The 17,538-nt window shown below is 60.7% G+C and carries 17 protein-coding genes; 8 read left to right on the forward strand and 9 right to left on the reverse strand.

The annotated features are described in order from the left end of the window. Window positions 1–28: 28 nt before the first annotated feature. From zapE to B2Y33_RS13460, 3 genes are all read right to left on the reverse strand, one after another. Window positions 29–1,123 carry a cell division protein ZapE gene (zapE, locus tag B2Y33_RS13450; RefSeq protein ID WP_027914467.1) on the reverse strand — a complete coding sequence of 365 codons (1,095 nt, stop codon included), beginning with the start codon at window positions 1,121–1,123 and terminating at the stop codon, window positions 29–31. Window positions 1,124–1,281: 158 nt separating this feature from the next. Then, window positions 1,282–2,631: a tryptophan--tRNA ligase gene (locus B2Y33_RS13455; RefSeq protein ID WP_049696502.1), complete on the reverse strand. Its 1,350-nt coding sequence runs from the start codon at window positions 2,629–2,631 to the stop codon at window positions 1,282–1,284. 10 nt (window positions 2,632–2,641) lie between these two features. Beyond that, window positions 2,642–3,292 carry an alpha/beta hydrolase gene (locus tag B2Y33_RS13460; protein WP_206405641.1) on the reverse strand — a complete coding sequence of 217 codons (651 nt, stop codon included), beginning with the start codon at window positions 3,290–3,292 and terminating at the stop codon, window positions 2,642–2,644. A 135-nt stretch (window positions 3,293–3,427) separates the two neighbouring features. On the opposite strand from B2Y33_RS13460, the gene B2Y33_RS13465 reads away from it, so the two are divergent. Continuing rightward, window positions 3,428–3,865 (forward strand): YhcB family protein, encoded by a 438-nt coding sequence (locus B2Y33_RS13465; RefSeq protein WP_023534478.1) that lies wholly within the window; start codon window positions 3,428–3,430, stop codon window positions 3,863–3,865. A gap of 276 nt (window positions 3,866–4,141) precedes the next feature. Here B2Y33_RS13465 and B2Y33_RS13470 read toward each other — a convergent pair whose 3' ends face one another. Further along, window positions 4,142–5,338 (reverse strand): methionine gamma-lyase, encoded by a 1,197-nt coding sequence (locus tag B2Y33_RS13470; protein ID WP_197874373.1) that lies wholly within the window; start codon window positions 5,336–5,338, stop codon window positions 4,142–4,144. A gap of 127 nt (window positions 5,339–5,465) precedes the next feature. Here B2Y33_RS13470 and B2Y33_RS13475 point away from each other — a divergent pair, with 127 nt between their 5' ends. The 6 genes from B2Y33_RS13475 to B2Y33_RS13500 all read left to right on the forward strand — a co-directional run bounded on the left by B2Y33_RS13475 (window position 5,466) and on the right by B2Y33_RS13500 (window position 10,265). Beyond that, the gene (locus tag B2Y33_RS13475) at window positions 5,466–5,945 is read left to right on the forward strand and encodes an Lrp/AsnC family transcriptional regulator (RefSeq protein ID WP_028687195.1); all 480 of its coding nucleotides are present in this window, start codon (window positions 5,466–5,468) and stop codon (window positions 5,943–5,945) included. Between the two features lie 112 nt (window positions 5,946–6,057). Next, entirely contained in the window at window positions 6,058–8,754 is a 2,697-nt protein-coding gene (locus tag B2Y33_RS13480) for an S-type pyocin domain-containing protein (protein ID WP_232097727.1), read from the forward strand. After that, window positions 8,751–9,014 (forward strand): bacteriocin immunity protein, encoded by a 264-nt coding sequence (locus B2Y33_RS13485; RefSeq protein WP_288633019.1) that lies wholly within the window; start codon window positions 8,751–8,753, stop codon window positions 9,012–9,014. The genes B2Y33_RS13480 and B2Y33_RS13485 overlap by 4 nt, the downstream gene beginning before the upstream one ends. 190 nt (window positions 9,015–9,204) lie before the next feature. Next, window positions 9,205–9,462, forward strand: coding sequence for an S-type pyocin (locus tag B2Y33_RS13490; RefSeq protein WP_104925867.1), 258 nt, complete (start codon window positions 9,205–9,207; stop codon window positions 9,460–9,462). A gap of 148 nt (window positions 9,463–9,610) precedes the next feature. Then, window positions 9,611–9,754 (forward strand): bacteriocin immunity protein, encoded by a 144-nt coding sequence (locus B2Y33_RS13495; RefSeq protein ID WP_225806699.1) that lies wholly within the window; start codon window positions 9,611–9,613, stop codon window positions 9,752–9,754. A gap of 220 nt (window positions 9,755–9,974) precedes the next feature. After that, on the forward strand, window positions 9,975–10,265 hold the full coding sequence (locus B2Y33_RS13500; protein WP_028687193.1) for a GTP-binding protein: 291 nt from the start codon (window positions 9,975–9,977) through the stop codon (window positions 10,263–10,265). Between the two features lie 51 nt (window positions 10,266–10,316). Here the strand turns inward: B2Y33_RS13500 and cysN are convergent, their stop codons facing one another. From cysN to B2Y33_RS13515, 3 genes are all read right to left on the reverse strand, one after another. After that, the gene (cysN, locus tag B2Y33_RS13505; RefSeq protein WP_027914462.1) at window positions 10,317–12,218 is read right to left on the reverse strand and encodes a sulfate adenylyltransferase subunit CysN; all 1,902 of its coding nucleotides are present in this window, start codon (window positions 12,216–12,218) and stop codon (window positions 10,317–10,319) included. Between the two features lie 177 nt (window positions 12,219–12,395). Next, on the reverse strand, window positions 12,396–13,313 hold the full coding sequence (cysD, locus tag B2Y33_RS13510) for a sulfate adenylyltransferase subunit CysD (RefSeq protein WP_023534492.1): 918 nt from the start codon (window positions 13,311–13,313) through the stop codon (window positions 12,396–12,398). Window positions 13,314–13,503: 190 nt separating this feature from the next. After that, entirely contained in the window at window positions 13,504–14,262 is a 759-nt protein-coding gene (locus tag B2Y33_RS13515; protein WP_049696503.1) for a Nif3-like dinuclear metal center hexameric protein, read from the reverse strand. A gap of 169 nt (window positions 14,263–14,431) precedes the next feature. On the opposite strand from B2Y33_RS13515, the gene algW reads away from it, so the two are divergent. Beyond that, window positions 14,432–15,592 (forward strand): Do family serine endopeptidase AlgW, encoded by a 1,161-nt coding sequence (gene algW / locus B2Y33_RS13520; protein ID WP_027914460.1) that lies wholly within the window; start codon window positions 14,432–14,434, stop codon window positions 15,590–15,592. A 72-nt stretch (window positions 15,593–15,664) separates the two neighbouring features. Here the strand turns inward: algW and B2Y33_RS13525 are convergent, their stop codons facing one another. Beyond that, window positions 15,665–16,429, reverse strand: a complete 765-nt coding sequence (locus B2Y33_RS13525) for an amino acid ABC transporter ATP-binding protein (protein ID WP_027914459.1) — start codon at window positions 16,427–16,429, stop codon at window positions 15,665–15,667. Between the two features lie 10 nt (window positions 16,430–16,439). After that, window positions 16,440–17,537: an amino acid ABC transporter permease gene (locus tag B2Y33_RS13530; protein WP_023534443.1), complete on the reverse strand. Its 1,098-nt coding sequence runs from the start codon at window positions 17,535–17,537 to the stop codon at window positions 16,440–16,442. Between the last annotated feature and the right edge of the window lies 1 nt (window position 17,538).

Here is a 17,538-nt window from a genome sequence, read left to right on the forward strand (position 1 = left end):
CGATGGGCTGCAAGGCAGCCCCAGGTTTTCAAGGCTTGTGCGCGCGGGACAGGAATTCATGAGACTGCATTTCCAGCAGTCGGCTCAGCGTGCGCTGAAACTCGAAGCTCAAGCGCCCACCGGTGTACAGGTCCTTAAGTTCCACTTCGGCCGAGATGATCAGCTTGACGTTACGGTCATAGAACTCGTCGACCATGTTGATGAAGCGACGCGCGATGTCATCGCTTGCCACGCCCATTTGCTCGACGTTGCTCAGCAGGACCGCATGGAAGATCTTGCCCAGTTCGATGTAGTCGTTCTGGCTTCGCGGCCCATCGCACAAGGCGCGGAAGTCGAACCAGGCCACATCGTCGCAGGTGCGCAGCGCATGAATGGGACGGTTCTCGATCATCAGCACGTCGTTCTCGACCGCTGCCGTGCACTCGGGCGTCAGCGCCTTGAAGCTGGCACGCATGCTCTGCTGCGCCGCCTCGTCGAGCGGGTAATGGAACAGTTCGGCCTGCTCCAGGTGGCGCAGGCGATAATCGACACCGCTGTCGACGTTCACTACATCGGTGTACTGCTTGATCATGGCGATGGCCGGCAGGAAGCGCGCACGCTGCAGGCCATCTTTGTAGAGGCCGTCCGGCACGATGTTGGAAGTGGCCACCAGGGAAACGCCGTTCTTGAACAGCTCCTCCATCAAGGTGCCCAGGATCATGGCGTCGGTGATGTCCGAGACGAAGAACTCGTCGAAGCAGATCACCTTGGCCTCATCGCTGAAGCGCTTGGCAATGATGGTCAGGGGATTCTTCTCGCCCTTTAGGGTTTTCATCTCCTCGTGGACACGCTTCATGAAGCGGTGGAAGTGCGTGCGCATCTTCTGCTTGAACGGCAGCGCTTCGAAGAAGGTGTCGACCAGGTAGGTCTTGCCTCGCCCTACCCCGCCCCAGAAGTACAGGCCCTTGACCGGGGTCTGCTCCTTCTTGCCGAACAACTTGCCGAATACACCCGGCTTGTTGTTCTGGGCCTGCACCAGGTCGTCGTACAGGCGCTGCAGGTGACGCACCGCAGTTTCCTGCGCCGCGTCATGAAAGAAATCGGGACGTTTCAGATCTGCTTGATAGCGTTCTAGGGGAGTCATGATTCGTTAGCGAGGCAACAAAAAACGGGCCGTCACTGTAGCGAGCGGCCCGCCTAATGGCAATGCGACTTGCGTCAATATGCCTCATACCGGCACCAGAGGCCCGATGAGGCTACCCTGATCACAGTACCAGTGGGCGGATACCTCCCACCCGTCGGTCAGTCCTGTTGCGGCTCAAGCGCTGCGCGAAGACGCTCGATGGCAGCATCACGGGCTTGTTCGCTGTCGAACGGCGCACCGTCGGCAACCGGCTGATCCTTGAGCCACACAGCAAAGCCCAATCCCTCGGCGCGGATATCCACCCCGTCGCCTTGTTGCAACTGCTTGCTCACGGCACCTGCGCTTTTGCCATCGGCAAAGCTGCGCGACAACAGCAGTTGCTCGCCATCGGCAGCCAACAGGCGGAAGCGGAAGCTCCCGTCTTCGTCGCGGAAGCTGACGAAGCGCGCGCTCTTGGCGACCTTCTTCTTGACGTTCGCCGTGGCCTGTACGCTGCTGCGGAACGAGCGCAGGCCAACGGCTTCGCGCAATTGCTCCAGAAATGGCGTGGCGATGGCGCGCGCCTTGGCCGCGCCTGCCAGGAGGATATCCTCCAGGTCCGCAGGCCGCGCGATCAGCTGATGGTAATACTCGCGCTTTTCGGCCAGCTGGCCGTCGAGCAACTGGAACAGTCGCTGCTTGGCTTCGCCCCAACCCAGGCCCTGCTCCAGCTCGGCTCGGAACTCGGCGCACTGCTCAGGTGTGGAGAAGGCCTGGAACAGCGTGAACAGGTGCGCGTCGTCCGGGTTCTTGGCTTCACCCGGCGCGCGCGAGTCCGTGACGATGCGCGAAATGGCATCCTTCATGTCCTTGGCGCTGGTGAACAACGGGATGGTGTTGTCATAGCTCTTGGACATCTTGCGCCCATCCAGGCCGGGCAAGGTGGCCACGCTTTCCTCGATGACCGCCTCCGGCAGTGCGAAGAACTCATTGCCCTGGCCGAACAGGTGGTTGAAGCGCTGGCCGATATCGCGGGCCATTTCCACGTGCTGGATCTGGTCACGACCAACCGGCACCTTGTTGGCGTTGAACATCAGGATGTCCGCCGCCATCAGCACCGGGTAGCTGAACAGGCCCATGGTGACGCCGGCATCCGGGTCTTCGCCGTTTTCGACGTTCTTGTCCACCGATGCCTTGTAGGCATGGGCGCGGTTGAGCAAGCCCTTGGCCGCCACGCAGGTCAGCAGCCAGGTCAGCTCGGGGATTTCCGGAATGTCGGACTGGCGGTAGAAGGTCACCTTGTCCGGATCCAGGCCACCGGCGAGCCAGGTGGCGGCGATTTCCAGACGCGAGCGCTGGATGCGCAGCGGATCGTCGCACTTGATCAGGGCGTGGTAGTCGGCCAGGAAGTAGAACGAGTCCACGCCAGGCTGCTGGCTGGCTCGGATGGCCGGGCGGATGGCACCGGCGTAGTTGCCCAGGTGCGGAGTGCCGGTGGTCGTGATACCGGTAAGGATACGCGTGGTCATGGGTGTTCGCTTATTCAGGCTTGGCTCGGTTCGAAAGTCGCGGCAGCAGCAGATCCTTGAGGTCGGTCAGCTTGCCATGGAAGAAGTGTCCGCATTCTGCCACTTTCAGCAGCTCATGGGGGCGTGACAGGCTGTCGGACCAATCGTAAACCAGCGCCGGTGAAACGACCTCGTCGGCATCGGGTTGCACCAGGGTCACCGGGCACCGCTGCGGCACGGGGAATTGATCGGTCAGGCGCATGACGGCCGGGGCGATCATGAACAGATGCTGCAAGGCAGTGTCTTCGGCTTCCAGGCGGCCAGCCAGGGCGGTCGCCACGAAGCCGCCGAAGGAAAAGCCCATCAACACCAGGGGCAGCCCGGGATGCGCCGCCTGCAGCCAGGCGGCCGCGGCCTGGGCGTCAGCCACCTCGCCTTCACCCATGTCATGGCTGCCGGCGCTTTGCCCAACGCCGCGGTAGTTGAAACGCAGGGTCACGTACCCGGCGTCCCGGGCCGTGCGTTGCAATGTCGAAACCACCTTGTTGAGCATGGTGCCGCCCTGGACCGGGTTGGGATGACAGATCAGCACGGCGCCACGGGCGTCTGCCACGTCCAGGTAGAGGGCTTCGAGCGGGCCACTGGGGCCGTCGATGAACAGAGGGGTTTCGCGGACAAGCAAGGCACTACTCCGTGACCTTGGTGGAGGTCGATTCGTCTAGGTGAGGAATTCTGTTCTGATTTGCGATCGCTCGCGGTATACAGCGCAGGTCTGAGCCGTTAACGTAAAGCAAAGCCGTTTATAGAGGAAGGACTCGTGGAACTCTCGCTCCTTGTTTGGTTGTTGCCTACCCTGGCCCTAGTCATCGGTGTGGTCGTCGGTTTCGTCGTGGCGCGCCTGTTGCCCAACGCTGCGCCCAGCAGCAGCCAGCGCCAGCTTGATGACATCCAACAGCGTTTCGACAGCTACCAGAACCAGGTGGTGACGCACTTCAACAGCACCGCCGTACTGGTCAAAAAGCTCAATCAGAGCTATCAGGATGTTCAAGATCACCTGGCCGATGGCGCCAACAACCTGGCCCTGGACGAAGTGACGCGTCAACGCCTGCTGGCAGCGCTGCACTCGGAAAGCTCCCACGGCCCGCACAGCCGCCTGACGCCGCCCAGGGATACCGCCGAAGTGCCGCGCGATTACGCGCCGAAAACGCCCAACTCGCCGGGCATGCTCGACGAGAGCTATGGTCTGAAGCACTGACATTGAAAAAGGCCTCGAAAGAGGCCTTTTTCAATGCACGATCAACATCGACCAGGCGCCCCCTGCAAGGGCAGGGAACGCCCTTCAGGTCAAGGCTTGCGCCAGGAATGACCGCCCTCATCGTCATCCCCGCCAGCATGGCGAATGATCAGATCGAGTGGGTATGCAGATACTTTCATGGTGACGCTCCTCTTGGATACGCTGGCTCTTTCGCCAGCACCGCCAGAATGCCCTCGCCCAGTCTGGACAAGGCATCGGGTAGCGCTTCCTCGCACCTCATGAGCAGGCGCGCAACGCCTGTTGCACGTCTGCCAGCAGGTCTTCAATGTCCTCAAGCCCTACTGACAAACGCACAAGCCCCTCGGAGATACCGTGCTGCACCCGCTCTTCGGGCGTGTAGCTAGAATGGGTCATGCTTGCCGGGTGCTGGGCCAACGACTCGGCATCACCCAGGCTCACGGCGCGTGCGAACAGGCCCAGCGCATTCATGAAGCGGCGCCCAGCATCAAGGCCGCCCTTGAGCTCGAAAGCGATCATGCCACCGGGTAGGCGCATTTGCCGCTTGGCCAAGTCGTGTTGTGCGAACGACGGCAAGCCTGGGTAGTGGATCAGCTCCACCTGCGGCTGACGCGACAGGTACTCGGCGACCTGCCGGGCGTTTTCGCAATGCCGGTCCATGCGCAGGGCCAGGGTCTTTATTCCGCGCATCAGCAGCATGGCGTCCTGAGACGACAGCACCGCCCCTGTCATGTCCTTGAGCCCCTGCAGACGAATCCGATCGATCAGCGCCTGACGGCCCACCACCAAGCCGGCGGTGATATCGCCATGGCCGCTGAGGTACTTGGTGGCCGAATGCACGACCAGATCAGCGCCCAGTTCCAGCGGCCTTTGCAGGTAAGGCGTGCAGTAGGTGTTGTCGACCACCACCAGCACATCACGGCCGCGTACCGCTTCGGCCACGGCGGCAATATCGACCAGCCGCATGGTCGGGTTGGCGGGGGTCTCGAAGTAGATCATGCGCGTCTTATCACTGAGCGCGGCGCGCAGTGCGTCGGTATCGTTGAGGTCGACGTGGCGGATCGTCACGCCAAACGCCCCGATGCCGTGGTGCATGAAGGCAAAGGTGCATCCATACACGGTCCGCCCGACGATCAACTCATCGCCCGGGCGCAGCAGGGTCCAGAGCGTGGAGGTGATGGCGCCCATCCCCGATGCCAGCGCAAGGCCCGCCTCCCCGCCCTCAAGCGACGCCATGCGCGCTTCGAGCACATTCAGCGTGGGGTTGGAGATACGGCTGTAGAAATGCCCGGCCTGTTCACCGGCAAAGCACGCCGCGCCGTATTCGACGGTTGGAAAGGCATAGGTAGCGGTTTGGTAGATCGGCGGTACCAGTGCGCCGCCGTGCGCGAGCGGGTCGTAACCGTGATGGATGGCACGCGTTGAAAAACCGTTGTCGTGACGGGAGTCGCGCATGGCAACAGCCTCTTGTTGGTTTGATCTAAGCTTATGCCAGGGCAACCCCAGAATTTTTCCAAAATGACCAAGCCAGCGTCGCTGTTTTGGAACAAAAACAATAAATGTGAGTACTTGAGGGCAAAGCATGCCTGCACCCTTGGACCGCATCGACCGCGCACTGCTCGCGGCCTTGCAGAATAACGCTCGCCTCACCGTCGCCGAGCTCGCCGACAGGGTATCGCTGACCACTTCGCCCTGCTGGCGCAGGATTAAGCTGCTGGAAGAGAACGGCTATATCACCGGCTATCAGGCCATGCTTTCCTCCAAATCGCTAGGGTTCGGGGTAACTGCCTTCGTCAGCATCATGATGGATTCCCATACCAAACCGATGGCGCTGGCGTTCGAGCAGCGACTGATGGAGATACCCGAGATTGTCGCCTGCCATAACATTTCCGGGCGGTACGATTTTCTGCTGGAAATCGTGGCCAGGGACTTGGAGGCCTTCGGAGAATTTGCCCGTGAGGTGCTTCAGCGTCTGCCGGGAGTGAAGGAGATCTATTCGAGTTTTTCCTATAAGGCGGTGAAGGAAAGACGCGTGGTTCCGGTATGGGAGAACCATCGCTAGATACGCCCTTCCATCGCGAGGGAAGTGTCTTACGGATTGATTACCCGGCAGCCGATATCTGCGAAGGTTGCCTTACGAAAAGCTGGCCATGTAGAGATCAGGAGCTGACTACATGGCCAAAAACAACCCCGTTGTACTTGAACCCACTTACGTACACCCCCCGCTGTACTTGACCGAGGCACTTTGGATCAGCGACACCGCCCCGGACCGGATGCCACTGGCCCCAATCAGCGGAGGCGGTGGATTCGGCTTCGGTGGCTGGGGCTTGGATGCAGGGCGCCCACGTGGCACCAGCCCACCTCGTGTAATAGACACACACGAACTAGCCCCCAGCCGCGTGCTCGATATCGAGCGCAAGGGCATCGAGCAGGACCATGATGCCAAGTATGCCGCCTCCATTCAGGCATTGCCCGCGCAAATAGCACAGCAGAGATCGAGCATAACCGAGGCCGCAAGCGCCTCAGCAACCACCACGCTCGGCCAGTTGAAGGAGGAACAAAGACGGCTTACGGAACTGATAAGCGACACGCGTAGGGGCTACTTGCAGGACTTGCCGGATGCTGTGAGCTTCTACGGGGCACCCTCTTTCTACAAGCGCACGGACTCGATGATGACCCGGATCTATGACCCGGGTGTCTTTACAGAAAAAGGGGAGGCGTTCGCCAACGAACTGTACTCACGGCTGAACAGGTCTGCCGATGGCTCTTACAGGTTGCACCTCAAAGCGAGCGCACTGGCAGTGCATGCGGCGGATCTTGCGCCACTGGCTGCCGCGCTGGATCGTATCGAGCTTGAAGAGCCCGGCATCGACCTGCCTGAAGTTGTGACCAGAAGGCTTGGCCAGATCCACGTGGAAAGAGCCATCCAATTCGACGGCCTGCCAAGTTTTCTCCAGCACGAAATAGTCAGTACCGTTGGACTGGAAGGGCAGCAGCTGACCGACAACCTCGCCGCGCACCTTGCCGCCGCGCACGCGTTGATCGCCGCCAAACGCCAGGCCATCCCCGCCTTTTCCTCATCCAACCCCAAGATCACAAGCCCGCTGTCCAAGCCGCAAACAGAAGCTTTGCAGCACCTTGTAGATGAACAACGCAACCGTCGGGCCGGCCCGTTGTGGAAAGACTACCACCTGGCAATGTCGCTCACCGAATCCATACGGTTTCTGGAGCGTTACGCAAGCGCTACTCAGAACCTGCTTGAACGTACCCAGGTTGCAGAGCAGCTGTTGGCAAGACATGCAATCGAACAAAGCGCTCTGCTTGAGGCACAAGCCGCTGCGGCGCAAGCAGCTCGTCAGCAGGCCGCTGCAGACCAAGCTGCTCAGCAGCAGGCCGAAGCGGAAGCAGCCAGGCGAAAAGCTCAGGCAGATCTCCGGGCGAAGGAGCAAGCCTTCATACACAAGTGGGTTCCTGGGGAGCTTCAGGCAATTGAACGCCCCAGGGAAGAGCGACTGGCAAAAAAGGCCCAACGAAAGGCCCTAGCAGAACGCAAAGCCAGAGAGGCAGCTGAAAAAGCCGAAATGCTCCGCTTGCGCAGGGAGCAGGCTCAGCAGGCCAAGGAGGCAGCAAGGGCCGCCAGAGCAGCCCAGCGGGTTGAAGCTGAACGTAAGGTCAAGGAAGCGCTGGCAGAGCGACAGGCAAAAAAAGCTGCGCGAAAACTTGCAGCTGAACGCCGTGCAGACAAAGCCAGGCAGCAGGCCGAGGCGATGCGCAAGCAGCAGGAAGAACGCGTGCGCCGAACATATGCTTACCCCGCCCGCGATGCTGCTTCGTTGCCATTGGTACTGCCGATCGGGTCAGCCTCGTTCGGCAACCTGTCAACCGCATATGCAGGCCTGCAAGCCGCAATACGCACAGCGATAGCCAGTGTTTTGGCCACCGGCACCACGGCGCTTGTCGCGACCATGTCTCTGGCATGGCCATCCAATCTGGGCAACAGCGACCGGCAATACCTGATCGGTATCCCGCTGAGAGATTTGGTGCCGCCAGAGGGTCCAGACCTAGAAGCGCTTTCCTTGTCATTACCGCAACTGGACCTTCCGTACCTGCTATCGGGCAGCGAAGAAGGTACTGACCTCAAGTTGCACATAACAGCTGGTCGCGCTTCGGTCCCTGTCCGCGCCGCCAGATGGGATAGCGCACGAGGTGTCTACATCGTGGCGCTGGAGAACCCGCAGCGCACCTTGACCTGGACGCCGGCTAGTCCACCGGGGGCTGAGTTGGGCGGCCCCACCGGTTTACCACAGGTACCAGAAGGGATCATTGTGTACACAGGGTCCAGCCTGAACCCTGTTACCCCCGAAGCGGAAAGCTATCCCGCCTTGGACTTGCTGGACCAGGAACGGCTGATTGTCACGTTCCCCGCGGATTCAGGGCTGCCGCCTCTGTTGGTAGTGCTGAAAAGTCCGAGGTATGAGTCGGGTACATCTGTGGGAACAGGTGCCGTCCCCTCCGAAACCTGGCGCCAGGATGCGAGACGCCCGGAAGGTGCTCCCGTCCCGGCTCAGATCGCGGATAAACTCAGAGGTAGGGAGTTCAAGAGTTTCGATGCTTTTAGAAGACGGTTTTGGAAGGAGATAGCTAACGACCCAGATTTGTCTAAACACTTCAGCCCTCAAGAACTTCGCCGAATGAGAAAGCACGGCTATTCACCCAGGGTGGATAAGCAAGATGAATACAAAAGCAAGCGATCTTATGAGTTACACCATGTGATCCCCATTAGTCAAAATGGTGGCGTATACGACATGAACAATATAGTCATTCTGACACCTCTCATTCATAACAGCATTCATTATGGGAAAAGGCCATGATCTTAAAAGGCAGTTATCGCGATTATACCGAACAGGAATTCCTTGACTTCTTACTCGAGATAAACCGTGCGATCGAAGATGAGCCAGACCGTATACTCGACCCACTACTTGAGCACTTTGAACGCATTACCGAGCATCCCAGTGGTAGCGACTTATTCTTCAGGCCTGTTGGGAGCAATACCGGAGCACCTGGCGAAGTATTGGAAATTGTCAAGACTTGGCGATTAGCCAATGAAAAAGAAAGCTTCAAAACTCCTTGAAGCCATAAGGCTCTGGACAACCAGGGCCTATCAACCACCATCCCAAACCCCAGAAAAAATCCTACGGTTCGGCGTTCACCTACATTCAGTCAGCCCCGGAAAGCATTCCCCCCCGCGCGATATTATGAATACTACTCGCGCACTATCCGCGCCAGTCGAAAAACACTATTGCCTTTACAGCGAGTCATGAATGAACACACACCTGCCAGAACAGATCAAGACCAAACTCCGTGGCCAACAGTTTGAAACATTTGCCGATTTCAAGTCCGCCTTGTGGAGCACCTATGCCAACGACGCGACCTTTTCAAAACAGTTCGGGACTTACCAATTGAATCCTATGAAAGAGGGTTGGCCGCCCCGTGCGCCGTTTCATCAAACCCTTGAGGGTTCAAGATCCTACGAACTTTGCAACCACGGCCCTGAAGCGAAATGCCATGATCTCAATTAAAGGTGTTGCGGCCGCGCCACGCCAGTGGAGCAACTCCCGCCCAAACGCCTGGTCGACTACACCGCAGCCGACTTCCTGACGCTGATCCAAACGATAATGTCCGCCACTGGAACGACAGCATACCAAGACGCGCAGCTCGAACATTTCCATCGAGGCTGTAGACCATCCCGACGGTTCAGACCTGATCTACCCCCTTGATCCCGCCTATGAGCGAACCGCTGAGCAGGTGCTGGCAACCCTTGTAGCCTGGCGCACTTCCAACCAACTCCCGGTGTTCACCGACTTGCGGTGACCAAAGCCTGCGCTCGAGCACCTAGTGTGGCGCCCATCCCGGCGTTCCCCGCCCTGCTGACTGCGAGGATTCCGTACCCCTGCGAACGCGTCCTTCCATCCACTACGTCTGCGAAGCTTGTTCGAACAGCCGGGACAAACGGCCACCTGCTGCGCGATAAAGGCGATTTCTGATCGGCCAGCCCGGCCAGCCGGGTTTGAAATCGGGTTGCTGTTGAGCGTTGAGTGGTGGCCGGTTCGAATGGGAATACCAAGGGCGCTGGTGGCGCTTCGTCGAGCAACCTCAGTGGCCGCTGGAAGCCTATCGGCGCCAAGCGAGCATGGGAAAATGGGATGAAAACGTGAGTGATTGCCGTCAAGAAATCGTGTTCATCGGCCAGCGGCTGGACGTTGATGCGCTGAAGTCGGCGCTGAATGGATGTTTGCTGAGCGAGGAGGCGATATTGGCGGGGCCCAAGCGTTGGGTGCAGATGGAAGGTGGCGAGCTTGCGCTCGCTCCTGCAGGAAAGTAAAACCCGTAGGAGCGAGCGTAGCTCGCAATAAAGCCTAAGCGTCAAACGCCGTCAGATCGCCCCACGCTGCCTCAACACATCCAGCACGAGCTTGACCCCTTCTTCCACGCTGGTGGCCTGGGTATCGATGACCAGATCGGCGTCCAGCGGTACATCGAACGGGAAGCTTTCGCCTGGAATGTTGTCACCTTCGGCTGCATACAGGCCCTGCGGATCGCGTTCGCGGCAGACCAGTGGCGAGGCCTGGACGTAGACGGTCACCAGGCGGTCCTTGCCGATCAGCGCCTTGGCCTGCTCACGGCCTTCGGCATCCGGGGCCACGAACGCGGCCAGGGTCAGCAAGCCGGCTTCGTTGAACTGGCGCGCCACATGGGCGGCGCGGCGCCAGTTCTCGGTACGGCCAGCGCGATCCTGTGGCAGGCCCTTGTTCAGGTCATGGCGCAGGTTCTGCCCGTCGAGTACGTAAACGGCGCGGCCCATGTCGAACAGCTTGCGCTCCACCGCGTAGGCCAAGGTGCTCTTGCCGGCGCCGGACAGGCCGCTGAACAGCACGGTTGCCGGTTGCTGGCCAAAGCGCAGGGCGCGCTCTTCGGTCGAGACATGCGCCGACTTGCCATGCTGCCCGGCGCTGCCATGGGGCAGTACGGGCTGGGCGATGATCATGCCGGCGCCCACGGTGCCGTTGGTCAGGCGGTCGATGACGATGAACGCACCGGTGGTGCGGTTGCTCTCGTAACCGTCCAGCGCAATGGCGCTGTCCAGGGACACCTTGACGCGACCGATTTCGTTCAGTTGCAAGGCGCTGGCAGCGCCCTTCTCCAGGGTATTGACGTCCACCTTGTGGGTGATGCTGGCAATCGAACCCGGCACGTAGCTGGTCGCACGCTTGATGTCGTACTTCTTGCCCGGCAGCATCGGCTCTTCGGCCATCCACACCAGCATGGCTTCGAACTGGTCGGTCACAGGCGGCACATTGTCGGCATGCACCAGCAGGTCGCCACGGGAGATGTCGATCTCGTCTTCCATGGTCAGGGTCACGGCCTGGCCCGGGCCTGCGCTTTCCAGCTCGCCTTCGTAGGTGACGATGGACTTCACCCGGCTGCTCTTGCCCGACGGCAGCACGACGACTTCATCGCCCTTGTGCACCACGCCGCTGGCCAGGGTGCCTGCGAAACCACGGAAGTTCAGGTTGGGGCGGTTGACGTACTGCACCGGGAAACGCAGGTCGGTGAAGTTGCGGTCGGCCGCCACTTCCACGGTTTCCAGGATTTCCATCAGGGTCGGGCCGGTGTACCACGGCGACTGTTCGCTGTGGTTGACCACGTTGTCACCCTTGAGCGCGGACATCGGCACGAAGTGCAGGCTGCTCGGCGTCAGGTTGATGGCTTCGGCGAATGCCAGGTAGTCGGCCTTGATCGACTCGAAGACACCTTCATCGAAGCCCTTGAGGTCCATCTTGTTGACGGCGACCACGATGTGCTTGATGCCCAGCAACGAGGCGATGTAGCTGTGGCGGCGGGTCTGGGTCTGCACACCGTAGCGCGCATCGACCAGGATGATGGCCAGGTCGCAGGTGGACGCGCCGGTCGCCATGTTGCGGGTGTACTGCTCGTGGCCCGGGGTGTCGGCGATGATGAACTTGCGTTTGGCCGTGGAGAAGTAGCGGTAGGCCACGTCGATGGTGATGCCCTGCTCGCGCTCGGCCTGCAGGCCATCGACCAGCAGCGCCAGGTCCACTTCCTCGCCCGTGGTGCCGGACTTCTTCGAATCACGGGTGATGGCTTCGAGGTGGTCCTCGTAGATCATCTTCGAGTCATGCAGCAGGCGCCCGATCAAGGTGCTCTTGCCGTCGTCCACGTTACCGCAGGTCAGGAAACGCAGCAGTTCTTTGCGCTCGTGCTGAGCCAGATAAGCGAGGATATCTTCGCTGATCAAATCGGATTGGTGACTCATCTCATTCAAGCTCCAAGCTGTCAGCTTCAAGCGGCAAGCTTGTCGGCGTACAACTAGTTAGAAATTAGGTTGATCAACCCACTTGGCATTCTGGAGCGCTCGCGGGCCATGCAGGCGGCAATCCACAAGGTTCGAACGCAGCGCGTTCGACTGCTCTTGCAGCTTGCCGCTTGAAGCTTAGAAATAGCCCTGGCGTTTCTTGTCTTCCATGGACCCGGCGCCGTCGTGATCGATGACCCGGCCCTGGCGCTCGGAAGTGCGCGTCAGGAGCATTTCCTGAATGATGTCGGTGAGCGTCTCGGCTTCGGACTCCACGGCGCCCGTCAACGGGTAGCAGCCCAGGGTACGGAAACGCACCTTTTTCTTGACGATACGGGCTTTCTCTTCCTCGGACAGGTGCTCGAGGATGCGCTCGTCGTCGATCATGATCAGGGTGCCATTCTTCTCGATGACTTCGCGCTCGGCGGCGAAGTACAGCGGCACGATCGGGATGCCTTCAAGGTAGATGTACTGCCAGATGTCCAGCTCGGTCCAGTTCGACAGAGGGAACACACGAATGGACTCGCCCTTGTTGACCTTGCCGTTGTAGACGTTCCACAGCTCAGGGCGCTGGTTCTTCGGGTCCCAGCGGTGCTTGCTGTCACGGAAGGAGTACACGCGTTCCTTGGCTCGCGACTTTTCTTCGTCGCGGCGGGCGCCACCGAAAGCGGCATCGAAGCCATGCTTGTCCAGTGCCTGCTTGAGGCCCTGGGTCTTCATGATGTCGGTGTGCTTGGCGCTGCCATGGGTGAACGGGTTGATGCCCTGCGCCACACCCTCTGGGTTGACGTGGGTGATCAGGTCGAGCCCCATTTCCTCGACCATCTTGTCGCGGAAGCGGTACATCTCCTGGAATTTCCACTGGGTGTCGACGTGCATCACCGGGAACGGCAGCTTGCCCGGGAAGAAAGCCTTGCGCGCCAGGTGCAGCATCACGGCGGAATCCTTGCCGATCGAGTACAGCATGACCGGGTTGTCGAACTCGGCGGCCACCTCGCGGATGATATGGATGCTTTCCGCCTCCAGCTGTTTCAAGTGCGTCAGTTTGTCGACCATGGCTACTCACGAAAAACGATCTTATGGACGGCCAGCGGGCCGTGTTCGAGCGAGCCACTCTATCACAGCAGATGATTCTATTTAGACGCCTGGATAGATCGAAAGCGTCTAACCATATGACTGCGGGTTTGGGCTGCGGGTTGGCGCTCAAGCCCGCTGATCCATCATCTGGCCTGCGCCGACAGGCCGGTCAGATCGGATTGGGGCAATCGATGAACAGGTGCTCCACGGCAAAACGCCGTGCCAGGTAATCGCCCAATGCCTGCACCCCGTAACGCTCGGTCGCATGGTGTCCTGCGGCGATGAAGCTCACGCCGTTTTCGCGGGCGCTGTGGTAGGTCTGTTCCGACGCTTCGCCGGTCAGGTACAAGTCCACCCCGGCGGCGATCGCGGTGTCGATGTAGCCCTGCCCGCCGCCGGTGCACCACCCTACACGACGAACGACCCTGTCTTCTTCGACCAGCAATGGCTCACGCCCCAGCACATCCTGCACGCGTCGGGCGAAATCGCGGGCAGTCATGGGTTGGGCCAGCGACCCGACCAGCCCGACTACCTTGGGGTTGTCTGGATCCAGCGGGCCCTCGACGGTGATCTGAAGCTGTTGCGCCAGCTGCACGTTGTTGCCCACTTCCGGGTGGACGTCGAGCGGCAGGTGAAAGGCCAGCAGGCTGATGTCGTTGTTCAGCAGGGTTTTCAGGCGTCGCTGGCGAATGCCGGTGATGCAGGGGTTTTCCCCCTTCCAGAAATAACCATGGTGCACCAGCACGAGATCGGCTTGAGCCTCTACGGCCGCATCGAGCAAGGCCTGGCTGGCGGTCACGCCCGTGACGATGCGCCCGACCTGCGGCCGGCCTTCGACCTGCAAGCCATTGGGGCAATAGTCCTGGATCCTGCTGCTGCCCAGGTAGCGCTCGGCTTCTTCGACCAATGTACTCAGCGCGACGGCCATGGGAAATCTCCTCGAAAAAACTGGGTGCCTGCCAGGCGCAAGGCCTGGCGAAGGTCCGTATAATGCCGGCCATTATGGGCCGTCGTCGGCACTGGGGGAACCGGTGTATGATCGCGCGCCCACGCTCCAATGCGCGGCCCCAGGCCCCGGCTCTTTCCAGGATTCGTTCATGTTCAAGGCTCTGCGTTACTTTGGCTGGCCCCTGCTCACTGGCGTGCTCATCGCCGCCCTGATCATCCAACGCTTTCCGGAGTGGGTCGGCTTGCCCAGCCAGGATGTCAACCTGCAACAGGCGCCCCAGTCCACACAGGTGGTGCAGGGCCCGGTCTCCTATGCCGATGCCGTCACCCTGGCCGCGCCTGCGGTGGCCAACCTGTACACCACCAAGGTGGTGAACAAGAGCTCGCACCCGCTGTTCGAAGACCCGCAGTTCCGCCGGTTCTTCGGCGACAACCTGCCCAAGCAGCGCCGCTGGGAGTCCAGCCTGGGCTCGGCGGTGATCATGAGCCCCGAGGGCTATCTGCTGACCAACAACCACGTGACCAGCGGCGCCGACCAGATCGTCGTGGCGCTCAAGGATGGCCGGGAAACCTTGGCCAGGGTGATCGGCAGCGACCCGGAGACAGACCTGGCGGTGCTCAAGATCGACCTGAAGAAACTGCCGGCCATCACCATCGGGCGCTCCGACACCATTCGCATCGGCGACGTGTCGCTGGCGATCGGCAACCCGTTCGGCGTCGGCCAGACCGTGACCATGGGTATCATCAGCGCCACCGGCCGTAACCAGCTGGGCCTGAACAACTACGAAGATTTCATCCAGACCGACGCGGCGATCAACCCGGGCAATTCGGGCGGCGCCCTGGTGGATGCCAACGGCAACCTGATCGGCATCAACACCGCCATCTTCTCCAAGTCGGGTGGCTCGCAAGGCATCGGCTTTGCTATTCCAGTGAAGCTGGCCCTTGAGGTGATGAAGTCGATCGTCGAGCACGGCCAGGTCATCCGGGGCTGGCTGGGTATTGAGGTTCAGCCGCTCAGCACAGAGCTTGCCGAGTCGTTCGGCATGAAGGACCGGCCAGGCATCGTGGTGGCGGGCATTTTCCGCGAAGGCCCGGCGGCCAAGGCCGGCCTGCAGTTAGGGGATGTGATCCTGAGCATTAACGGCGAGCCGGCGGGCGATGGCCGCCGGTCGATGAACCAGGTGGCGCGCATCAAGCCCAACGAAAAGATCACCATCGAGGTGATGCGCAACGGTCAGCAGCTCAAGCTGATCGCCGAGGTAGGGCTGCGGCCACCGCCAGCGCCGGTGGCCAAGCAGGAAGAAAAGTAACGCAAGTGCCCAACATGTGGGCGCTTGCGATTGGCCTGCGGCGCTACGCAGGCCATTCGCCCCTCTACTGCATCAGTGCAGAATCTGACTGAGGAACAAGCGCGTGCGGTCACTCTGTGGCCGGTCGAAGAAATCGTCCGGTGACGCCTGCTCGACGATCTCGCCCTTGTCCATGAAGATCACCCGATTCGCCACGGTGCGGGCAAAGCCCATTTCGTGGGTCACGCACAGCATGGTCATGCCATCTTCGGCCAGGCCAACCATGGTATCGAGCACTTCCTTGACCATTTCCGGGTCCAGCGCCGAGGTCGGCTCATCGAACAGCATGATTTTGGGCTTCATGCACAACGCCCGGGCGATGGCCACGCGCTGCTGCTGACCGCCAGACAACTGCCCGGGGTACTTGTGCGCCTGCTCGGGGATACGCACTCGCTCCAGGTAGTGCATGGCGATTTCCTCGGCCTTGCGCTTGGGCATCTTGCGCACCCACATGGGCGCCAGGGTGCAGTTTTCCAGGATGGTCAGGTGCGGAAACAGGTTGAAGTGCTGGAACACCATGCCCACTTCGCGGCGGATGGCCTCGATCTGCTTGAGGTCGTTGGTCAGTTCCACACCGTCGACCACGATCCGCCCCTGCTGGTGTTCCTCCAGACGGTTCAGGCAACGGATGGTGGTGGACTTGCCCGAACCCGAGGGCCCGCACAGCACGATGCGCTCGCCCTGGCGAACATTGAGATTGATGTCCTTGAGCACATGAAACTGGCCATACCACTTGTTCACGCCCTGCATCTGGATGATGCCTTCGGGGCCGGCAGGCTGCTTGATCGCTTCACTCATTTCGAAACTCCTAACGCTTGTGGCCAGTGTCCAGCTTGCGCTCCAGGTGCATGGAGTAGCGGGACATACCGAAACAGAAAATCCAGAAAACCAAGGCGGCGAACACATAGCCTTCGGTGGCCATGCCCAGCCAGGCCGGGTCGGCGGCAGCTTGCTTGACGCTGTTGAGCAGGTCGAACAGCCCGATGATGATCACCAGGCTGGTGTCCTTGAACAGGGCGATGAAGGTATTGACGATGCCGGGGATGACCAGCTTGAGCGCCTGGGGCAGGATCACCAGCCCCATCGAGCGCCAGTAGCCCAGCCCCATGGCGGCGGCGGCTTCGTACTGCCCCTTGGGGATGGCTTGCAGGCCGCCACGCACCACTTCGGCGATGTATGCCGACTGGAACAGGATCACCCCGATCATGGCCCGCAGCAGCTTGTCGAAGCTCATGCCCTCGGGCAGGAACAACGGCAGCATCACCGACGACATGAACAACACCGTGATCAGTGGCACGCCCCGCCAGAACTCGATGAAGGTCACGCACACCACTTTCACCGCCGGCATGCGCGAGCGCCGCCCCAGCGCCAGTACGATCCCCAGGGGCAAGGCCCCGACGATGCCCACGGTGGCAATCACCAGCGTCAGCATCAGGCCGCCCCATTGGCTGGTCGGTACCGTCTCCAGGCCAAACAGCCCGCCGTGCAGCAGGGTGTAGGCCACCAGCGGGTACAGCACCAGGAACCCCAGCCCGTAGACCGCCTTGCGCGGGAAGCTGCGGATGAACAGCGGCGCTGCGCCCAGCACCGCCAGCCATACCGTCAGGTCCACCCGCCAGCGCAACTCGGAGGGGTAGTAGCCATACATGAACTGGCCGAAACGCTGCTGGATGAACACCCAGCAGGCGCCTTCCTTGGTGCAGTCGGCACGGGTGGTGCCCACCCAGTTCGCATCGATCAACGCCCATTGCAGCAGCGGTGGCACGATCAGCCAGACCAGGTAGATGGCGAACAGGGTAAGCAGGGTATTGAGCCAGCTGGAGAACAGGTTGGCGCGCATCCAGGCGAGCACGCCGACGGTTTTCACCGGAGGCGGCATGTCAGGTTTGAAAACATGAGCATTCACA

Source organism: Pseudomonas sp. UBA5666, assembly GCF_002420785.1.
GTDB lineage: Bacteria > Pseudomonadota > Gammaproteobacteria > Pseudomonadales > Pseudomonadaceae > Aquipseudomonas > Aquipseudomonas fulva.